We start from the raw sequence: 19,983 nt of genomic DNA, 5'->3' as shown, positions 1-19,983 counted from the left end.
TCTCTGGGAGCGGGAATTTGGGCAACACGGCCAATATTCTGCGTGGGCATCATATCACCTCACTATCAAACGGTTATCGCCACAAGTTTAGTCTGTCCTACTCATGACAACAAGGAAAAAGTGAGCTGAAGGTTCCCCTCCAGCTCACTCTCCATTTCCTGCTACTTTCTATCTTAACGCAACAGGGCCAGCACGCCGTTCGGCAACGAATTGGCCTGCGCCAGCATCGCCGTACCTGCCTGCTGCAGGATCTGGCCGCGGGTCAGTGCGGCAGTTTCCTGGGCGAAGTCGGTATCCTGAATCCGGCTACGGGAAGCGCTCAGGTTCTCCGAGGTCGCTTGCAGGTTGGCAATGGTCGACTCGAAGCGGTTCTGGATGGCGCCGAAGGTGCTGCGCAGGGTACTGACCGAGGTCAGCGCGGCGTCGATGCGATTCATCGCATCGTTGGCGTTTGTAGCGTTAAGAACGTTAACACTCGTCAAGGTAGTGGTATCCACTGCGTAGGTTTGCGCGGAAAATCCGAACTTGGCGACGTCCGCACCCGCCAGCGTGATAGCCTGACTTGACTTAAGGCTGATCGAGCCAAGGGTAGTCGTGGCTGTACCCACGTTATCTGATGCGATGTTAGTGTCGAGACCAGTACCGGTACCACCCGTACCTGCTGTAACCGTCTCTGCCACGGTGATGTTGCGGGCGTCAATTGAACTCATCGTAATCTTGCCGGATACTGCATCCTTCGTGGCAGACACGCCAGTGGTCGTGGAATTCGCGTTGATCGCAGAAACCACGGTGTCAGCGGTAATGACAGCGCTGGCGGTTGTATTATTGAGCACTGTCGTTCCATTAATCACCAATGTGTAAGCTGGCGCACCGGTACCGTTAGTGACGGTAGAGAACGCAACCGTTTCTGTGACCGTGTTGGTTGCGCTTGCCGTAACACCGGAAACGCCGGCGGCGTTAATGGCCGCCAATTTGGCATATGCGCTTGTACCATCCATGGCGGTAGTTGCGCCCGCGTTCGCGCCAGTACCTGCGTAGCTACTCGATGCGGCAACACCCACCGCAGCGCCTGTTCCGACCTGGATAGTGAAAGCACCCGCAGCCGAAGCGGAGTTTGTTACTGCAGTCCCTGCAGCATTAGATATTTGACCGATCTGGTTGGCCTTGACACCCGACGACAAGTTAACAGAAATCGTCTCGCCAGCGTTCGCGCCGACTTGAAACGCGGAGGTGCCGAAACTGCCATCGAGAACCCGGGTGCCGTTGAAGGAAGTCTGGGAAGAAATCCGGTCAATCTCGGCGATGCGCTGCTGCACTTCCAGATCCAGCGCGGCGCGATCAGAGGAATTGTTGGTCGCGTTGGCAGACTGCACCGCCAGTTCGCGGATGCGCTGCAGGTTGTTGGTTACCTCGCCCAGTGCGCCTTCAGCGGTTTGTGACAGGGAAATACCGTCGTTGGCGTTACGCGCTGCCTGATTCAGGCCGCGAATCTGCGTGGTAAAACGCTCGGCAATCGCCAAGCCGGCCGCGTCGTCCTTGGCGCTGTTGATACGCAAACCGGAGGACAGGCGCTGCAAGGCCTGGTTCAACGATGATTGGGAAGTATTCAGGTTGCGCTGCGAATTCAGCGAGGCAATATTGGTGTTAATGACTTGTGGCATTTTATTTCTCCTTGGTAGGGTGATTTAACCGCTGGCGTTGTCGCCTCCGACTTTGGTTGCCCTAAAAAATCAGAGCCACTTAATCCGCCGTCAGTACCTTTATCGGGAGACCATGGAGAAACTTTAATGTTTTTTTTGCGCCTGAACAAAAACAGCTTGTAAATGGCTAGCAAGGGCGATGCCCATTAAGCCACTTCAAGTGAGCAGTCCTTCCCTAGGGCAATTCCAAGGTATTGGGCGCATTGAGATTGATGCCCTCGGTTTTCGCTATTGAGATGATTTGCTGTTCCATTTGCGGCAGGTGTTGTTCAACGATGTTCCAGATTAGCGTCAAATCCACGCCTAGATATTGGTGCGCCAGAAAATTTCGGGTGGCAGCGATTTGCGGCCAGGGCGTTTCGGGGTGGGAAGAAATCAGACTGTCGGTTCCTAAATCCTTGACGGCTTGGCCGATGACTTCAAGGTTGCGGATAACGGCGTCTTGGGTTTTGCGGTCCTGGAAGAAAGCTTCCTTGCCCGCTTGCACGTATTCCTTGATCCAGCCGATGCAGTCGTAAATGTGGCGGATGTAGACAGAGCGGTCTTTTGTCACAATGGCGCAGCCTCGCCCAGAATGCGGTCTTTCAGGTAACGATTGATGCCGTTGGGGGTCAACACGTCAACTTTTCTACCGATTGCCTTCTCGATGTCTTGTTGCAGGCCGATCAAATCAAACAGGCTGCGGGTTTCCTGCATGTCCACCAGGAAATCCACGTCGCTGCCTTCCTGATCTTCACCACGGATAACCGAACCGAACAGGCGAACATTGCTTGCCCCATGCTTGGCTGCAAGGGCCAGGATTTCGGTTCTTTTGCTTCGTAGGATGCTGAGAGTGTTCATGATTTTCGTATTGTAGTCCAAATCATCAGTACGAATACGCCCGTTGCGAGGATTTATGCTGCCAAGAGAAGGAATTCTATTTTTGACTTTCCACACAATCGCCGCAAAAGCCGAACCTTTATGAGTCTCCCTGCATAGCCGAGAGTTTCCCCAACTGAACTATGAAGCACCACCGGACTCCCGGCTACTCAGCAACAGGTGGATTGTCGGGGAACAATTCCTCGACAAACCCAAACCGACTCATATCCCTGATCCGCATCGGGTACAGAATGCCCAAAAGGTGATCGCATTCATGCTGCACCACCCGGGCATGGAAGCCGCTCACGGTGCGGTCTATCTGGTTGCCGAACTGATCGAAGCCCTGGTAGCGCAACCTTTTGTAACGCGGCACCAAGCCGCGCAGACCGGGGATGCTCAGGCAACCTTCCCAGCCTTCATCCATTTCGTCGCTGAGATGCGTTAGCTCCGGATTGATCAGCACCGTGTCCGGCACCAGCTCGGCATCCGGGTAGCGCGGGTTGGAGGCTACGCCGAAAATCACCACTTGCAGGCCGATCCCGACCTGTGGCGCGGCCAACCCTGCGCCACTGAAGGCGGCCATGGTGTCACGCATGTCTTGCAACAGTGCGTGCAATTCCGGGGTATCAAAAGAAATGACCGGGACTGCGGCCTCCAGCAGCCGCGGGTCACCCATACGCAACACGGCTCTAATCGCCATACGGGTCAATTACCGTTCGGGCTGAGCTTGTCGATGCCCATTCACCCTTCGACAAGCTCAGGGCGAACGAGCTTAAACGAACAGAATTAGTTTTAATCACCATCCAGCCCCACTACATGCTCCAGGATGATTCTTACACGCTGCATGGCCTGCTTCAACACGGCGTCGATTTCCTCGAAGCTAATGACATGCTTGCTGGAATTTCGGCCGGCCGCGTGATTGGCGACCACGGCAATAGCGGCATAACAAAGCCCCAGTTCACGGGCGAGCACCGCTTCCGGCATGCCGGTCATGCCCACCATGGTGGCGCCGTCACGGTCGAGGCGGTTGATTTCAGCTGCCGTTTCCAGGCGCGGACCCTGCACCGCGGCATATACCCCGCCATCGATGAATTTCTCTCCTGCCAACGATGCTGCCTGCATGCACTGCTGGCGCATTTTCTCGCAATAGGGTTCGGTGAAATCAACGTGAGTGACCGACTTGCCATTTCCCTCATAAAAAGTGGCCTTGCGCCCGTGGGTATAGTCGATGATCTGGTCGGGGATGACGATGGCGCCAGGCTCGTAATCCGGGTTGATTCCCCCAACAGCGGCGATCGACACGACATTCTTCACCCCTTGAGCCTGTAGCGCCCACATATTGGCCTGATAGTTGACCTCGTGCGGCGGAATGGAGTGGCCGTAGCCGTGCCGTGCCATGAAAGCCACCTCATGGTCCTTGATCTTGCCGAAAGTCAGCGCGCCGGATGGCTCGCCGTAGGGAGTTCGGATCACCTGCCGATGGGTGATCTCGAGATTTGCCAGCTGGGTCAATCCGGTGCCGCCGATAATTCCTAACATTTTTTTACTCTTCCTTTAATGCATAAATTGCGGGCAAGTTACGCCATGCCCCGCGCACATCCATGCCGAAGCCGAACACATAGCGGTTGGGCAGGCTGATCCCGACAAAATCAGCCTGGATTGGCTTTGGTCGACCCAATTCCTTGTCCGCGAACACGGCGCTGTGGAATGACTTGGCGCCGAGACCGAGTATCTTGTCGCGGATCGCCGCCAGAGTGTGGCCTTCATCCAGGATATCGTCGAGCACCAGCACTACCCGCCCCGCCACATTCTCCTTGGGCATCACTTTCCATTGCAATGCGTTGCCCCGCGTTTCATTGCCGTAGCGGGTGGCATGAATGTAGTCGAAATCCAGCGGGAAATTGAGCAGGGGCAACAGCTGGCCGCTAAACACCACAGCGCCTCCCATCACGCTCAACACCAACGGATGGGACTGCCCCAGGGACGCGCCTATTTCACCGGCCATCCTTTTGACGGTGGCGGCGACTTCCTCGGCGGGACAGATTTGCTCCGCCCCGTCAAGAATATCCAGTGCTTCTTGCGCCGAAATCATTTTATAACTCGAGAGAAGAAAGATAGGCGCGGAAATCGTCGTTCACTTCCGGGTGTTTCAGGGCAAACTGGATGGTCGCCTTGAGGTAGCCGATCTTGCTACCGCAATCGTAGCGGATGCCCTTGTATGCATAAGCCAGTACCTGCTCCTGCTTGAGCAGCGAGGCGATGCCATCGGTCAGCTGGATTTCCCCCCCCGCGCCGGCCTGGACTTTTTCCAGATGCTTGAAGATGCTCGGGGTCAGAATGTATCGCCCCACCACCCCCAAGGTCGAAGGCGCCTTGTCAGGCTGCGGCTTTTCCACGATGCCGTTCATTTTGTAGATGCCCTTTTCCCATTCCTTGGCATCGACGATGCCGTATTGCGAGGTTTCCTCGCGCGGCACGTCCTGCACCCCGATCACCGAGCTGTGATAATGTGCATAGAGGTCAACCATCTGCTTCAGCACCGGCGGCACGCCATCGAGCAGGTCGTCGGCCAGAAGCACAGCGAATGGATCGTTTCCCACCACCTGCCGGGCGCACAGCACTGCATGTCCGAGTCCCAAGGCCTCGGCCTGGCGGATGTAGACGCAGGTCACGTTGGGCGGGGTGATGCCGCGCAGCAGCTCGAGCAATTTGGTCTTGCCGCGCGCTTCCAGCTCGGCCTCCATTTCATAGGCCTTGTCGAAATGGTCCTCGATCGCGCGCTTGCTGCGCCCGGTGACAAAAATCAGCTCGGTAATGCCGGCCGCCACCGCCTCCTCGACCGCATACTGGATCAGGGGCTTGTCCACGATCGGCAGCATTTCCTTCGGACTGGCCTTGGTTGCAGGCAGGAAGCGCGTACCCATACCCGCCACCGGAAAAACCGCCTTGGTTATTTTTGTCATCGTTTCTCTTCCAGTAACTCCATCAATCCTGCTTCGTCCAATAGCGTAACACCCAACTCCTGAGCCTTGGCGAGCTTGCTGCCCGCCTCCGCACCGGCCACCACATAATCGGTCTTCTTCGACACGCTGCCGCTCACCTTGCCGCCCAAAGCCTCGATTCTTTCCTTGGCCTCATCCCGTGTCAAGTTCGGCAAGGTTCCGGTCAGCACGAAGGTTTTCCCGCTGATCGGGCTGGTGCTGATCGGCGACCCTGCGCCCTCTTTCCAGTGCACACCGGCGGCGATAAGCTGAGCGATCACCTCGCGGTTGTGCGGCTCGGCAAAAAACTGGGCGATGCTCTGCGCCACCACCGGCCCCACATCCGGCACCTGTTGCAGCGCACCCTCGTCTGCTGCCATCAGTGCGTCGAGGCCGCCGAAATGGCGCGCCAGATCTTTGGCGGTAGCCTCGCCCACGTTGCGGATACCGAGGGCGAAAATGAACCGCGCCAGGGTAGTATTCTTGCTGGCCTCGATCGCCGCCAGCGTATTGCTTGCGGATTTTTCCGCCATGCGATCGAGGTGGGCCAGGGTATCCATATCCAGTTCATACAGGTCGGCCGGGGTATGGATCAGTTCCTTGTCCACCAGCTGGTCCACCAGCTTGTCGCCCATGCCCTCGATATCCATGGCACGGCGACTGGCGAAGTGGAGGATAGACCGTTTGCGTTGCGCCGGGCAGAACAGCCCGCCGCTACAGCGCGCCGCCGCTTCGTCCGGCAGGCGGATGACATGGGAGCCGCACACCGGGCACACCGGGTATTGTTCCAGCAAGCTGAATTCCTGCGCCCCGGAATGACGCTTTGCCAGCACGACGCCCACCACCTCCGGAATGACGTCACCGGCGCGGCGCACGATCACGGTGTCGCCAATCCGCACATCCTTGCGGCGGATTTCGTCCTCGTTGTGCAGAGTGGCGTTGGACACCGTCGCCCCGCCGACGAAAACCGGCTTCAAGCGCGCCACCGGGGTCAGCGCCCCGGTCCTCCCGACTTGCACGTCGATCCCCAGCAGCTCGGTCATCGCTTCCTGCGCCGGGAATTTGTGGGCGACGGCGAAGCGCGGCGCGCGCGCGACGTACCCCAACCGCTCCTGGTAATCCAGGTCGTTGACCTTGTACACCACGCCGTCGATATCGTAGGGCAGGCCGCCACGCCGGGCACCGATCATGCGGTAGTAGTCCAGCAGGCCTTCAAGCGCCTGCACCACCTTGCGCTCGCGGCAAACCGGCACTCTCAGGCTTTCCAGGAAATCCATGACGGCGCTTAACTTGCGCGGCAAATTCACCCCATCGACACTCCCCAGGCCGTAGGCAAAGAAGGCCAGCGGACGCGTGGCTGTAATGCGTGGGTCGAGCTGGCGCAGCGAACCGGCGGCGGCGTTGCGCGGGTTGGCGAATTCCTTTTCACCCTTTTCCCGCTGCTGGCGATTGAGCTTTTCGAAGTCCGCCTTGAGGATCAGCACTTCACCGCGCACTTCCAGCAGCTTTGGCGGATTCGCCGTATGGAGCCGCAGCGGTATGGCCTTGATCGTCCTCAGATTGGTGGTCACCTCCTCGCCGGTGTAGCCGTCGCCCCGCGTCGCACCTTGAACCAGGATGCCTTTTTCATAGATCAGGCTGATTGCCAGGCCGTCGAATTTGGGGTCTACCGCGTATTCCACCACTTCGACGCCGAGACCCTCCCGCACGCGCCGGTCGAACGCCGCCACTTCCTCGTCCTCGAACGCATTGTTGAGGGAAAGCATGGGCACACGGTGGGTCAGTCGGGAAAATTCGGCGAGGGGCACGGCGCCAACGCGCCGGGTGGGGGAATCGGGCGTGGCGAGCAGCGGATATTCCGCCTCCAGTCGCTCCAATTCGCGGAACAGCTTGTCGTACTCGGCATCCGGAATTTCCGGCTTGTCCAGGACGTAATACAGGTAGTTGTGCCGCTCGATTTCCTCGCGCAGGAAACGGGTGCGGGCGGCGACATCCTGCGGAACAGCCATTTAGGAAAACAGCCTTAGCGCGCGGGCGCTACCGCTTTTGATCTGCTGCGCCTCCATCCTTGCGTAGATGTCGGCAAGCTGCTGCTTGATCCTGGCGATTCCGGCGTCGCTCAGCGGTCGGCGGTTATCGTCCACTACCTGCCCACCCAACGAGGAGGCCATCTGCCTGGCCAACATCAGCATCTGGTTGAATACGCGCACTCCGTCGGCAACCCTGGGCACATCGAACAGAAAGGTAACGCCATGGGTGCTGAGCTGGCGGATGTTTTCTGCGGAGAACGGCGCCGGGTCCAGATTGGCCAGCGAGAATAAATCCGCACCTTCTTCATTGAAAAAGTGGAACGCACCGTCCGGCTGCAATTTCATTCCAGCTGCTTCAGCCATGGCCCGCACCTTGGTGGCGGCGAAGGCCACACCGTTCTGCGTGATCACGTTCACCCCGATCAGCACATCGACATCGGCGCCAAACTGATCGAGCGCCGCGGCGCGCGCCAAGGCGGGCTGCCGGTCGGGGAATTCGGCGATCGCCATCAGATCGTCGGCTACCGCCTGAACCTGGCTGCAGAACGCCGCCAGATCCGGCTCTGAAACCGGCCCGGAGCGATCCGCCAGCTGCAATGTTGCGACAATATTGAGATATTCCTCGGCACTCCCCTGCCCGAGCTCTTCCCATCTGCCGGTCAGTGAATTCATGTCGAGCCAGTGCACGCGTTTCCCGAAGTCTCCCTGGCGCTGTATCGCTTCAATGAGAGTCGCGATTCCAACCGGTTCGCTCAGATGAAGCTGAACCCGGTAATTGATGGTTTCATCCTGCAGCACGTCCGGCCTGTCTTCGTGCTGAGCGACGAGAGGCGGCTTTACCTCCTCTTCCGGCTGCGATTCAACCGCGGGGATGGGCTCGATTTCCTCGATGATTTCTTCCTCTGCCACCCATTCCTCTGCCGGCTCCACTGGCAACTCCTCCGGCGGCGCCGAAACGACCGGCTCGATCCGCGACTCTTTGCGAAATCCGGCAATTTCGTGCGCGTCCGGAAGTGTGTCGGGAAGCGTATCAGAGCCGCTGTCCAGCAGCACATCCTCCGGCTTGGCAGGGAAAGCCTTCTCGGCAATGCGCCGATACTTCCTTTCCTGGAAACGGTTAAAACCGTACACGCCGACAACGATCAGGAGACCGATCGCCAGCAAACTGATTTGCAATTCGCTCATAAAATTTCCGTTATTCTACAAAAGCTATTGAACCGCATCTGCGCCCTCTGCTGTAAACGCATTTTTTATCGGACTATTGCTGCATAAATTATCCTAAAAACGGCAATCGCTTAACCGCAGAGGCGCAGAGACGCAGAGGAGTAAATGGGTTACAACAATTTTCTGTCTCTCCAAATGGGTGAGGTCGTACAATACTATAACTCATTGTTTTTCCTCAGCGCCTCTGCGTCTCTGCGGTTCAACTGAGTTTTTTAGGATTATAACTCACGCCGGCACTTCATCCTTCATCCGCATCGCCTCTTCGATGTCCACCGCCACCACGCGCGACACGCCCATTTCCTGCATGGTGACGCCGACCAGTTGCTCCGCCATTTCCATGGTGATCTTATTATGGCTGATGTAGACGAACTGGGTTTGCAGGGACATTTTTTTCACCAGCTCGCAGAAGCGTTCGGTATTGGAATCGTCGAGCGGCGCGTCCACCTCGTCGAGCAGGCAGAACGGCGCGGGATTGAGCTGGAACAGGGAAAAGGTCAGCGCCAGCGCGGTCAGGGCCTTCTCCCCGCCGGAAAGCAGGTGGATCGAGCTGTTTTTCTTGCCCGGCGGCTGGGCGATGATCTGTACCCCGGCGTCGAGAATTTCCTCGCCGGTCAGCACCAGGCGCGCCTGCCCGCCACCGAACAACGACGGGAAAAGCTCGCTGAAATTACGGTTCACTGCATCGAAAGTGCTCTGCAGGCGCTCCCGCGTTTCCCGGTCGATGCGGCGGATCGCCTGCTCCAGCGTGTCGATGGCCTCGTTCAGGTCGTTGACCTGGGATTCGAGATAGCCGCTCCGCTCCCGGCTGCCTTGCAGCTCTTCCAGTGCGGCCAGGTTGACCGCGCCGAGCGCTTCGATTTCCGCCGTGAGCCTGACGATCTCGCCCTGCAGGGCATTGGGCCTGAGGTTTTTCTCCATCAGCTGCACCAGTTCCGCCTCGTCGGCACCGGCTTCCCTGAGCTGGCCCTCGTACTGTTCCTGGCCAAGACGCGCCTCCTGTTCCTTGAGGCACAGCTCGCCGATCTGGTCGCGCAGCGGTTGCAGTCTCTGCTCGCTGCTCATGCGCTGCTGCTCCAGCTCGCGCAGGTTGTTCGCCGCCTCGGCCAAGGCATCGCGCGCCAGCGCCAAAGCGCTCTCCTTCTCCTGCTGCTGGGCTAATCCCTGCTGCAGCGCCTGGCTCAACGGTTCCTCGCTGAACCCCTGCTGCTCGGCGAGCAGGTTTTCAAGCTGGGTGACCGCTTCATTGGCCTGTTCGGCGAGCTGGACGCTTGAAACCTCCAGTTCACCGATCTTGTTCAGGCAGTTCTTCTCGACGAACACCGCCTCCTGCGCGGCGCGCTCCGCCTGCCGTAGCGCCTCGCGTTGCCGGTTGAGATTTTGCTCAACACCTGAACGCTCCTGGCGGGTTAGCTCCAGCTGCTCGCGCAGCGCCTCGATCTGGATCTGGCCCTGCTCCAGGCTAGTTTCCGCGACAACGAGTTGCTCGCTTTCCTGCTCCATTTGTTCGGCGATTTCCGCCTGCTCCGCTGAAATCCCTTTTTGGCGCTGCTCGGCCTGCTGCCTGACCTGCACCAGCCGCTGCACCTCGAGTTGCAGGCGGTGCTGCTTCTGCTGCGCTTCGCCCGTAGCGCCGCGCAGCCGGGAAATCTCTTTCTGCTGCTGCGCCAGCGCAGACTCGGCCTGGACCATCGCGGTTTGCCGCTGCGCCAGCGCCGCCTGCTTCACTTCAAGATCCGCCTGCAGTTGCCCGATTTCGCGCTGGCGTGCCAACACCCCGTGCAGCTCGCTTTGCGGCGCATGGAAACGAATACTGTGGCGGGTAAAAACATGGCCCGCGCGTGATACCAGCATCGCACCGCGCGGCAGCTCTTTACGCTGAGCGAAACCCTCGGCGGCGTTTTCGGTTACATAGATATCAGCCAGCCAGTCGCCCAGGAAAACAGGGCCGCTGCCATCCGCCCAAGACACGTAGCGGGACAGAGGCACCATCCCCTCTCCCCAACCCTCCTCCGCCGGTGGGGCGGGAGCAACTTCGAATGCGGTGACCGCCGCCGGCGGCGCATCCCCCAGCCACCCCTGCGCCTGCTCGATGTTTTCCAGCGCAATACTATTCAGGCGCTCGCCCAGCACGCTTTCCAGCGCATCCTCCCAGCCCGCTTCAATGCACAGGCTGTTCCACAGTCGCGGCAAATTTTCCAGCTGGTGCTTTGCCAGCCACGATTGCAATTTCTGGTTATGGTCGAGGCGGCTTTGCAGGTGTTTCAAGGCGTTCAACCGGGCTTCCAATTCGGTGGCATGGCGCTGCTCCGCTTGCAATCCGTCCCTGGCCTCGCGCGCACCCTTTTCCAGTTCGGGCAACACTGCAAGCAGCCGTGCCAATTCAGCCTGAACCGTCTCGAACTGGCCCGCCACATCGGCAAGCTCGACCTCTTTCTGTGACAGCACCGCGACATCGAAGCGCGGCAAGCTGCCGGCCTCTTGCTGCAAACGCTGCTGCCTGGCTTGCAGTTGCTGCAAATTTCTTTGCGCATGAGCACGATGGGTTTCCTCGATCTGCTTCGCCTGCTCGGCCTGGGCAAGGCTTCTTTGCAGCTCGCCGTAGCGCCGCTGGCAACCACGGAAACTTTCCTCGGCCAGCGGCAGATTGCGGCTCTCCTGCTCCATCTGTTCCTGGTTCTGCACCAAGAGTTTACCCGCCACCGCAAGTTCGCCGCGCCAGTGTTCCAGGGCTGTCAGCGCCTCATCGCGCTGCCTTGCCAGGCGCTCGCCCTGTTCGCGCAGGGCGGTGGACTGTGTGGCCAGGCGCTGGCGGCTTTCTCGCTGGTGCTGCAGGTTCTGCTCCAGCCTGGAAACCTCGGCATTGGCCGCATAAATGCCGCCCTGCGCCTCATGCAGCGCATCGCTGGCCGCGTAATGGGCTTCCCGCGACTGTTCCAGCTGGCTCTCGGCCTGGCGCAGGCGCGCGTTTTCCGCTTCCAGCTCGTTGTTCAGACGCGCCACTTCGCGCTGCCAGCGCTCGCACTGTGCGGCCGCCTCGCGCTTTTTGAGCAAAGCCAGCAGGTTGTGCGACAGCTTCAATTGAGCCTGCAAGGCCAGATACTGCTGTGCCACCTCGGCCTGCGTTTCCAGCTTGCCGATCTGCTTGTCCAGCTCCTGGCGCACGTCCTCGACGCGCAGCAGGTTCTCGCGGGTATCCTTCATGCGCAGCTCGGTTTCGCGGCGCCGTTCCTTGTATTTGGAAATTCCCGCCGCCTCTTCCAGAAAAACGCGCAGCTCCTCGGGTCGCGCCTCGATGATGCGCGAGATCATGCCCTGCTCGATGATGGCGTAGGCGCGCGCCCCCAGCCCGGTACCCAGGAAAATATCGGTGATATCGCGGCGACGGACGTGCAGGTTGTTGATGTAATAGGCGGACTCGCCGTTGCGACTAAGTATCCTTTTGACGGCGATCTCGGCGTACTGCGACCATTGCCCGGCGGCCTTGCCCAGGCTGTTGTCGAAGATCAGCTCGACACTGGCTCGACTCACCGCCTTGCGCGTGGCGGAGCCGCTGAAAATCACGTCCTGCATGGATTCGCCGCGCAGCTCCCGCGCCCGCGATTCGCCCAGCACCCAGCGTACCGCGTCGATCACGTTGGACTTGCCGCAACCATTGGGGCCGACAACGCCAACCCGCTGCCCGGGGACTGGGATCGTGGTCGGATCAACGAAGGACTTGAAGCCGGCGAGTTTGATGTGGGTAAGACGCAATTTTTTGTCGGCAGCAGTTTTGGAAAGGTGGGGCATAAAGCCTGCGTTATAATGACAGCATTTTAACCGATTTAGTTGAGAGTGCGAAAATGGCCAGCCAACCCAGCAAAACCCTGGAAACCTTCGAGAATCCTAACCCGGAACGCGATTTCCATATCCACATGGAAATCCCTGAGTTCACCTGTTTGTGCCCGAAGACCGGTCAGCCTGACTTCGCCACGCTGTATCTCGACTACATCGCGGATCAGAAGTGTGTCGAACTGAAGAGCCTCAAGATGTATATCTGGTCATTCCGCAACGAGGGCGCATTTCACGAAGCCGTCACCAACAGCATCCTGAACGACCTGGTGGCCGCGACTCAGCCGCGTTTCATGCGCCTGACGGCGAAATTCTACGTACGCGGCGGCATCTTCACCAATGTCGTGGCCGAACACCGCAAGCCGGGCTGGGAACCGCAACCTCTGGTTGACCTGACGGCCTTCGCGCACCAATCGAATACCCGATAATAAGTCATGGGTAATGCGTGAGAAGCGAGGAAACTCTTGAAGTTCGGCATCATGACCCATCCCTCATTACCCCTCACCCCTCACGCTTTTCTAGGCATTGACTTCGGCACCAGCGGCGCCCGTGCAATCGCCATTGACCGCAGTGGAAACATCCTCGCCGAGGCGCGATGGGTTTTCAGCGATCAAACCGCGGAAGCCTGGCGCGCTGCCCTGTTCGACCTGATCGGTCAAATTCCGGCGGACATCAGGCGCAGGCTAACCGCCATCGCCATCAACGGCACTTCAACCACCGCGCTATTATGCGACGCGGACAACCAGCCGCTTTGCCCGCCCCTGCCTTACTACGATGCGCGGGCTCAGGCCGAGGCAAGGCTGCTTGCACAGATCGCCCCGCCCGGCCATCCGGTGCTGAGCGCAAGTTCCAGCTTGGCGAAGCTGCTCTGGTTCCAGAAACAGCCCGAATTTTCCCGCGCCCGCTTTTTCCTGCACCAGGCCGACTGGCTGGCCTCGCTGCTGCATGGCAGGCCGGGCATCAGCGACTACCACAACAGCCTCAAGCTCGGCTTTGACCCGGAAACCCTGCGTTACCCGGAATGGCTGCTGCGCCTGACGGTGACACCGCTATTGCCGCGAGTCCTGGCACCGGGAGCCGCGATCGGCCCGGTCACCGCCAAAATCGCCGAGCACCTCGCCCTTCCGCGCGACTGTCTCATTCGCGCCGGCACCACCGACAGCATCGCTGCCTTCATTGCCAGCGGCGCCGACCATCCTGGCCAGGCAGTGACTTCGCTCGGATCGACCCTGGTGCTGAAACTGCTGAGCCGGAAGCGGGTAGACGCAGCGCAATATGGCATCTACAGCCACCGTATCGGCAACCTGTGGCGGGCGGGCGGCGCCTCCAACAGCGGCGGCGCAGTGCTGCGATCGTTTTTCAGCGACGCCCGACTGGAAGAATTAAGTGCCCGCGTTCATCCAGAAACAGGCAGCGGCCTGGACTATTACCCCCTGCCCAGTCCGGGAGAGCGTTTCCCGATCAACGATCCGGAATTAGAGCCACGCCTGACGCCCAGACCGCAAGACGACACCCTGTTTTTGCATGGCCTGCTGGAGGGGATGGCCCGAATCGAGGCGCAGGGTTATCGACTGCTGCAGGAGTTGGGTGCAACCCCGCTCGACTCGGTGCTGACCGCCGGAGGCGGGGCAGGCAATCCGGCCTGGACCGCGATGCGCTCCCGATTCCTTGGCGTGCCAGTGCAGCCTTCCTCTCACGTTGAAGCCGCCTATGGCACCGCGCTACTGGCGGCCAGGGGAGAAAATTTGTTATGCTGTGAGCAAGCACAAGCGGAGAACAGCAACTAAATGGACAGACTGGACAGGGTTTTCTCTCAGGAAGGCGTTTCCTACTTCACCATTATCCCCCTGAGTTGGCGCCCGGAGGCTGAGCCCTCGGCTGACGATATCGCTGTCTGGATGTATGACGACGTCACGCTGCTGCGAGCATTGGCCACGATCGAATCAATGCAGCCGGAGCGGGATGGCGACATGGGGTCCGGCGTGGGCAAGGTGCTGGAGCGCCTCGAATTCAAAATCGACCTGACGCTCAGCCTGGTTGCCAAACTGCTGACACAGAATGCAGCCATGCCCTCAACCTGCCCCGCCTTTGTCAGCGCCGAGGGCATGGAATGGATCTGCAAAGAAGCGGCTACGGAGGGCGATAATATCGTTATTTCCGCCTACGTCAGCCCAAAACTGCCACAACCGCTGGTTCTACCCGCGAAAATTAAAGCCGTACAGCCAGAGCCGGGCGGAACAAGGATCTACGCCACTTTCACCCATCTCGACGAAGAAGCTCAGGACTGGCTCTCCCGCACCGTTTTCCGCTACCACCGCCGCGCAATCAAGCCGCACCACCATGACTAGCAGTCAGTCACGTTGAATTTCCGGGATGTCGGCTTAAAACCCGACCTACGATGGCGACTTTTCATGTTGACTGACTGCTAGCGGAATCCCATCCAGCTTGCCTGAAAACAGGCTGGCGGCGACGATCATCGCACCGCCCAGCCATTCCTGGGCCGTCATCACTTCGCCGGCAAGGAGGTAGCTCGCTACCGCCGCCACCACCAGCTCGAACAGGAAAATCACGATCGCCTGGTTGGCAGGCGCCCTCGCCAAGCCGTATTGCACGGTCAGGGTCACCGTAAAAATCAGGATGCTGACCAACAGCAGCCACACCCATCCGGAAAAGGGCAAAACCGGCAAAGCCGCCAGCGTGGCGGGCTGGTAGATCAGCGCCAGCAACGACAGCACGCTTACGCCGACCCATACGCTTAGCGATTTCAGCCAGATATCGGATGCCTCGGCGCGGCGCGACAGCACGTTGGTTGCGGCGAACGTCAACCCGGCGGAGAGCGCCATCCATTCCGCCGTATTCTGCGGCAGCGGCAGCCCCAGGCTCGGCCGCCACAGCATCACCACGGCACCCGCAAAAGAGAGTGCCATCACCATGTAGCCATGAAAATGGAGGCGCTCGTGCAGGAGCAGGTGCGCCAGCAGCACCGTCCACAGCGGCGAGAGGTAAAACAGCAGCAACACCCGCATCACCTCGCCGTCGATGACCGCCAGCACGTAGGCGAGATTGGTCCAGCCTGCCGTCAGACCGATCAGCAGCAGAATCGGAGGAAAATGCCGCAGCCGCAAGCGCTCGGAATACAGGGTGAAGCCGAGCAGCAGCGGGATCAAATAGGTGGCAAAGCTGGAAAGCGCGCCGGAAACGCCCATCTGTTCGAGCAGCCGGTAGGGGTACCAGATCAATCCCCAGATGATCGCGCCAGAGAGCAGACCGGAAACGGCCAGAAGTTTTTCTTTGGATGCCACGCAGCGAGCCTTTATAATGTTTGCATCTAGAAACGTTACCGTCCCGAAAATTGTGAACCCCAACCTCGACCTGCTCCACCCCTACCCGTTCCAGAAGCTGCGCGACCTGTTCCGCGGCGTGACGCCGAACCCGAATTACAGTCCGATCAATCTTTCCATCGGCGAACCGAAGCACGCAACACCCGACTTCATCCGCCGCGCGCTGGCTGAAAACCTGGACGGGCTGGCGAATTATCCCACAACCCAGGGCAGCGATGCGCTGCGTCAGAGTATCGGCGCCTGGATAGAGCGCCGCTACGGCATTCCGCAGCTCAACCCGAACACCCAGGTCCTGCCGGTGAACGGCAGCCGCGAGGCGCTGTTCGCCTTCGCCCAGGCGGTCATCGACACCAGCAAGCCGGACCCGGTCATCATCTGCCCCAACCCCTTTTACCAGATTTATGAAGGCGCGGCGCTACTGGCCGGGGCCACGCCGTATTTCCTCAACACCACGCCGGAAAACGGCTACGCCATGGATTTCTCCAGCGTTCCCGAGGAAATCTGGCGGCGCACCCAGCTGATCTATGCCTGTTCGCCCGGCAACCCCACCGGCAAGGTGATGGATATCGAGGAATGGTCGCGCCTGTTCGACCTGTCCGACAAATACGGATTCATCATCGCCTCCGACGAATGCTATTCGGAGCTGTACCCCGATGAGCATATGCCGCCGCTCGGCGCGCTGCAGGTCGCGCACCAGCTGGGCGGCGAAGATTACGGCCGGCTGGTGGTGTTCAACAGCCTTTCCAAGCGCTCCAACGTGCCCGGCATGCGCTCCGGCTTCGTCGCCGGCTGCGAGTCGATCCTGGAAAAATTCCTGCTCTACCGCACCTACCACGGCTGCGCCATGAACCCGGCGGTGCAGGCAGCAAGCGCTGCGGCCTGGAACGACGAAGCGCATGTCGAGGAAAACCGCCGCCTTTACCGGGAAAAATTCGCCACCGTCACCCCGCTCCTGCGGCAGGCACTCAAAGTGGAGGAGCCCGACGCCGCGTTCTACCTGTGGGCGCAGACCCCGGTATCCGATACGGGATTCGCGAAAGCGCTGTACCGGGATTATAATGTCACGCTTTTGCCCGGCAGTTTTCTTGCGCGCGAAGCACACGGTCTCAACCCCGGCACGAATTTCGTCCGCATCGCCCTGGTCGCGCCATTGGCGCAATGCATGGAAGCAGCGGAAAGAATCCAGAATCTGGTAAAAAAACTTAACCACGAATGACACGAATAAACACGAATTTGCTCGAATAAAAACTCTGGGACTGTTCCTTTTTCATTCGTGAACATTTGCGAACATTCGTGTAAATTCGTGGTTAGCCTTTTTAAAGAACTTAGGAATAACAATGAACGAACTACAGAGCATTATCGATGAAGCCTTTGAACGCCGCGCCGACATCACCCCGCGCAACGTCGATTCCAAACTCAAGGACAGCGTCGAGCAGGTGATCGACATGCTGGACAAAGGCCAGCTGCGCGTTGCGGAAAAGATCAACGGCGACTGGGTTACCCACCAGTGGCTGAAGAAGGCGGTGCTGCTGTCGTTCCGCATGGAGGACAACTTCTTCATCAAGGGCGGTTTCACCAACTATTTCGACAAGGTGCCGTCCAAGTTCGCCGATTACAACTCCAAGGATTTCCGCGATGGCGGCTTCCGCGTGGTGCCACCTGCCGCCGCGCGCCGGGGCTCGTTCATCGGCAAGAATGTCGTGCTGATGCCTTCCTACATCAATATCGGCGCCTATGTCGATGAAGGCACCATGGTCGACACCTGGGCCACGGTCGGCTCCTGTGCCCAGATCGGCAAGAACGTCCACCTCTCCGGCGGCGTCGGCATCGGCGGCGTGCTTGAACCGGTACAGGCCAACCCCACCATCATCGGCGACAACTGCTTCATCGGCGCCCGCTCTGAAGTGGTGGAAGGCGTTATTGTGGAAGACAACGCGGTCATCTCGATGGGCGTCTACATCGGCCAGTCCACCAAGATCTACGACCGCGAAACCGGCGAAGTCACCTACGGCCGCATCCCCGCCGGCTCGGTGGTGGTTTCCGGCAACCTGCCCTCCAAGGACGGCAGCTACAGCCTGTATTGCGCCGTGATCGTGAAGAAGGTCGACGAAAAGACCCGCTCCAAGGTCGGCATCAACGAACTGTTGCGCGGGATCTAAAACTGAACCGCAAAGACGCAAAGTTTTGACTTCCTCTTCACGTTCTTTGCGCCTTTGCGGTTAAGCCTTCATTATGTGCGGCATTTGCGGCGAACTGCGCTTTGACCAAGCTTCTCCTGACACCGCCGTCATTCGGCGGATGTCGGAGAAGCTCGCCCGCCGCGGTCCCGACCACGAAGGCCTGATCAGCGACGGCCCACTGGCTTTCGGCCACCGGCGCCTCGCCATCATCGATCTCTCCCCCAGCGGCGACCAGCCGATGGTGGACAAGGAACTCCGCCTTTCCCTGGTGTTCAACGGCACCATCTACAACTACAAGGAACTGCGCCAGGAACTCTCGGAGATGGGCTATACCTTCTTCTCCGAAGGCGACAGCGAAGTCATCCTCAAGGGCTACCATGCCTGGGGCGAAAAGTGCGTGGAGCGCTTCTACGGCATGTTCGCCTTCGCCGTGTGGGACGTGCGCCACGCCAGCCTGTTCCTGGCTCGCGACCGCTTCGGCATCAAGCCTCTCTATTACTCGCTGGACGGCGCCAGCCTGCGCTTCGCCTCCAGCGTCCAGGCACTGCTTGCCGCAGGTGGTGTGGACACCAGCATCGACCCGATCGCCCTGCACCACTACTTCACCCTGCACGCCGTAGTGCCTGCTCCGCGCACCATTCTCAACGGTGTGAAAAAGCTGCCCCCGGCCACCACCATGACGGTGAGCGCCGCGGGACAGGTTACCCAGCGCACCTACTGGAGCCTGGATGCCACCCGCCCGGCGCATGTGCTGTCCGAACAGGACTGGCTGAACGCCACCCGTGCCGTGCTGAACCGCGCCGTGGAGCGCCACCGTCTGGCCTCCGACGTGCCGGTCGGGGTTCTTCTCTCCGGCGGACTGGACTCCAGCCTGCTGGTGGGCTTGCTGGCCGATCACGTGGACGACCTGCTGACCTTCTCGGTCGGTTTCGAGGATGTCGGCGAAGGCGCGGAAAAAGCCGACGAATTCGAGTATTCGGACCAGGTGGTGGAACGCTTCAAGACCCGCCACCACAAATACCTCATTCCCAACGCTGAAGTCTTGAAGCGCCTGCCCGAGGCTGTGGCCAACATGGCCGAGCCGATGGTCGGCCAGGATGCGGTGGCGTTCTACCTGCTCGGCGAGCGGGTTGCGGATGAAGTGAAGGTGGTGCTCTCTGGCCAAGGCGCGGACGAGGTGTTCGGCGGCTACTTCTGGTATCCGCGTATGGACGAGGCCACAGGCTCCGCCCTCGACCGCTTCCGCCTCAACTATTTCGACCGCGACCATGCCGAATACCTGGAAACCGTCGCCCCGGCCTGGCATGTGCCGGACGTCACCGCCGAACTGGTGGAGCGGGAACTAACGAAACCAAAGGCCGACACCTTTATCGACCAGGTGCTGCGCTTCGATGCCACCACGCTGGTCGTCGACGACCCGGTCAAGCGCGTCGACAACATGACCATGGCGTGGGGTCTGGAAGCGCGTGTCCCCTTTCTCGACCACGAATTGGTAGAACTGGCGGCCAAGATGCCGCCTTCGCTCAAACTCAAGGAAGGTGGAAAATACCCGCTCAAGGCCATCGCCCGCGGGCTGATCCCGGATGCGGTGATCGACCGCCCCAAAGGCTACTTCCCGGTGCCGGCGCTGAAATACGTGCGCGGTGATTTCCTCGAATTCATGCGCAACATTCTGCTGTCGGACGCCTGCATGAAACGCGGCCTCTACCAGCGCCCTTATGTGGAAAAGCTGCTGGCCGAACCGGAAGCCCATTTCACCCGCATCCAGGGCAGCAAGCTTTGGCACTTGGCCCTGCTGGAACTGTGGCTGCAACTGAATGTGGATCCCTGCAATCGCTGAG

Annotated in this window: 17 protein-coding genes; 6 read left to right on the top strand and 11 right to left on the bottom strand. The window is 59.7% G+C overall.

Features of this window, described 5'->3' with window-relative positions; all coding sequences use genetic code 11:
• Window positions 1–173 precede the first annotated feature (173 nt).
• The 10 genes from VMV64_RS07750 to smc form a co-directional block, all read right to left on the bottom strand.
• Window positions 174–1,661 carry a flagellin gene (locus VMV64_RS07750; protein ID WP_325329378.1) on the bottom strand — a complete coding sequence of 496 codons (1,488 nt, stop codon included), beginning with the start codon at window positions 1,659–1,661 and terminating at the stop codon, window positions 174–176.
• Between the two features lie 214 nt (window positions 1,662–1,875).
• Window positions 1,876–2,253, bottom strand: coding sequence for a DUF86 domain-containing protein (locus VMV64_RS07745; protein ID WP_325329377.1), 378 nt, complete (start codon window positions 2,251–2,253; stop codon window positions 1,876–1,878).
• Entirely contained in the window at window positions 2,250–2,540 is a 291-nt protein-coding gene (locus VMV64_RS07740; RefSeq protein WP_325329376.1) for a nucleotidyltransferase family protein, read from the bottom strand. Before VMV64_RS07740 ends, VMV64_RS07745 begins: the two co-directional genes overlap by 4 nt.
• 184 nt (window positions 2,541–2,724) lie before the next feature.
• Window positions 2,725–3,258: a peptide deformylase gene (gene def / locus VMV64_RS07735; RefSeq protein ID WP_325329375.1), complete on the bottom strand. Its 534-nt coding sequence runs from the start codon at window positions 3,256–3,258 to the stop codon at window positions 2,725–2,727.
• A gap of 92 nt (window positions 3,259–3,350) precedes the next feature.
• A complete protein-coding gene (locus tag VMV64_RS07730) occupies window positions 3,351–4,097 on the bottom strand; it encodes an S-methyl-5'-thioinosine phosphorylase (RefSeq protein WP_325329374.1) in 747 nt (248 codons plus the stop codon).
• A 4-nt stretch (window positions 4,098–4,101) separates the two neighbouring features.
• Window positions 4,102–4,650, bottom strand: a complete 549-nt coding sequence (locus VMV64_RS07725; protein WP_325329373.1) for a hypoxanthine-guanine phosphoribosyltransferase — start codon at window positions 4,648–4,650, stop codon at window positions 4,102–4,104.
• A 1-nt stretch (window position 4,651) separates the two neighbouring features.
• Window positions 4,652–5,521 carry a UTP--glucose-1-phosphate uridylyltransferase GalU gene (gene galU, locus VMV64_RS07720; protein WP_325329372.1) on the bottom strand — a complete coding sequence of 290 codons (870 nt, stop codon included), beginning with the start codon at window positions 5,519–5,521 and terminating at the stop codon, window positions 4,652–4,654.
• Window positions 5,518–7,548, bottom strand: coding sequence for an NAD-dependent DNA ligase LigA (gene ligA, locus VMV64_RS07715; protein ID WP_325329371.1), 2,031 nt, complete (start codon window positions 7,546–7,548; stop codon window positions 5,518–5,520). Before ligA ends, galU begins: the two co-directional genes overlap by 4 nt.
• Entirely contained in the window at window positions 7,549–8,754 is a 1,206-nt protein-coding gene (locus VMV64_RS07710; RefSeq protein WP_325329370.1) for a cell division protein ZipA C-terminal FtsZ-binding domain-containing protein, read from the bottom strand.
• Between the two features lie 264 nt (window positions 8,755–9,018).
• Window positions 9,019–12,579, bottom strand: coding sequence for a chromosome segregation protein SMC (gene smc / locus VMV64_RS07705; RefSeq protein ID WP_325329369.1), 3,561 nt, complete (start codon window positions 12,577–12,579; stop codon window positions 9,019–9,021).
• 53 nt (window positions 12,580–12,632) lie between these two features.
• Between smc and queF the strand changes: the two genes are divergently transcribed.
• From queF to VMV64_RS07690, 3 genes are read left to right on the top strand one after another with little or no spacing between them, the layout of a single operon-like run.
• Window positions 12,633–13,049, top strand: a complete 417-nt coding sequence (gene queF, locus VMV64_RS07700) for a preQ(1) synthase (RefSeq protein ID WP_325329368.1) — start codon at window positions 12,633–12,635, stop codon at window positions 13,047–13,049.
• 36 nt (window positions 13,050–13,085) lie between these two features.
• Window positions 13,086–14,408 (top strand): FGGY-family carbohydrate kinase, encoded by a 1,323-nt coding sequence (locus VMV64_RS07695; protein WP_325329367.1) that lies wholly within the window; start codon window positions 13,086–13,088, stop codon window positions 14,406–14,408.
• Window positions 14,409–14,969: a PilZ domain-containing protein gene (locus tag VMV64_RS07690; RefSeq protein WP_325329366.1), complete on the top strand. Its 561-nt coding sequence runs from the start codon at window positions 14,409–14,411 to the stop codon at window positions 14,967–14,969.
• A 45-nt stretch (window positions 14,970–15,014) separates the two neighbouring features.
• Here the strand turns inward: VMV64_RS07690 and VMV64_RS07685 are convergent, their stop codons facing one another.
• Window positions 15,015–15,923 carry a DMT family transporter gene (locus VMV64_RS07685; protein ID WP_325329365.1) on the bottom strand — a complete coding sequence of 303 codons (909 nt, stop codon included), beginning with the start codon at window positions 15,921–15,923 and terminating at the stop codon, window positions 15,015–15,017.
• 52 nt (window positions 15,924–15,975) lie between these two features.
• Here VMV64_RS07685 and dapC point away from each other — a divergent pair, with 52 nt between their 5' ends.
• The 3 genes from dapC to VMV64_RS07670 all read left to right on the top strand — a co-directional run bounded on the left by dapC (window position 15,976) and on the right by VMV64_RS07670 (window position 19,982).
• On the top strand, window positions 15,976–17,178 hold the full coding sequence (gene dapC, locus VMV64_RS07680; RefSeq protein WP_325329415.1) for a succinyldiaminopimelate transaminase: 1,203 nt from the start codon (window positions 15,976–15,978) through the stop codon (window positions 17,176–17,178).
• 121 nt (window positions 17,179–17,299) lie between these two features.
• Window positions 17,300–18,121, top strand: a complete 822-nt coding sequence (gene dapD / locus VMV64_RS07675) for a 2,3,4,5-tetrahydropyridine-2,6-dicarboxylate N-succinyltransferase (RefSeq protein WP_325329364.1) — start codon at window positions 17,300–17,302, stop codon at window positions 18,119–18,121.
• A gap of 73 nt (window positions 18,122–18,194) precedes the next feature.
• Complete coding sequence (locus VMV64_RS07670; protein ID WP_325329363.1) at window positions 18,195–19,982, top strand: N-acetylglutaminylglutamine amidotransferase; 1,788 nt, start codon at window positions 18,195–18,197, stop codon at window positions 19,980–19,982.
• Window position 19,983: the final 1 nt, after the last annotated feature.

It is taken from the genome of Sulfuricella sp., assembly GCF_035531155.1.
In the GTDB taxonomy this organism is placed as follows: domain Bacteria; phylum Pseudomonadota; class Gammaproteobacteria; order Burkholderiales; family Sulfuricellaceae; genus Sulfuricella.
This window is presented reverse-complemented; position numbering and strand designations above follow the sequence as displayed.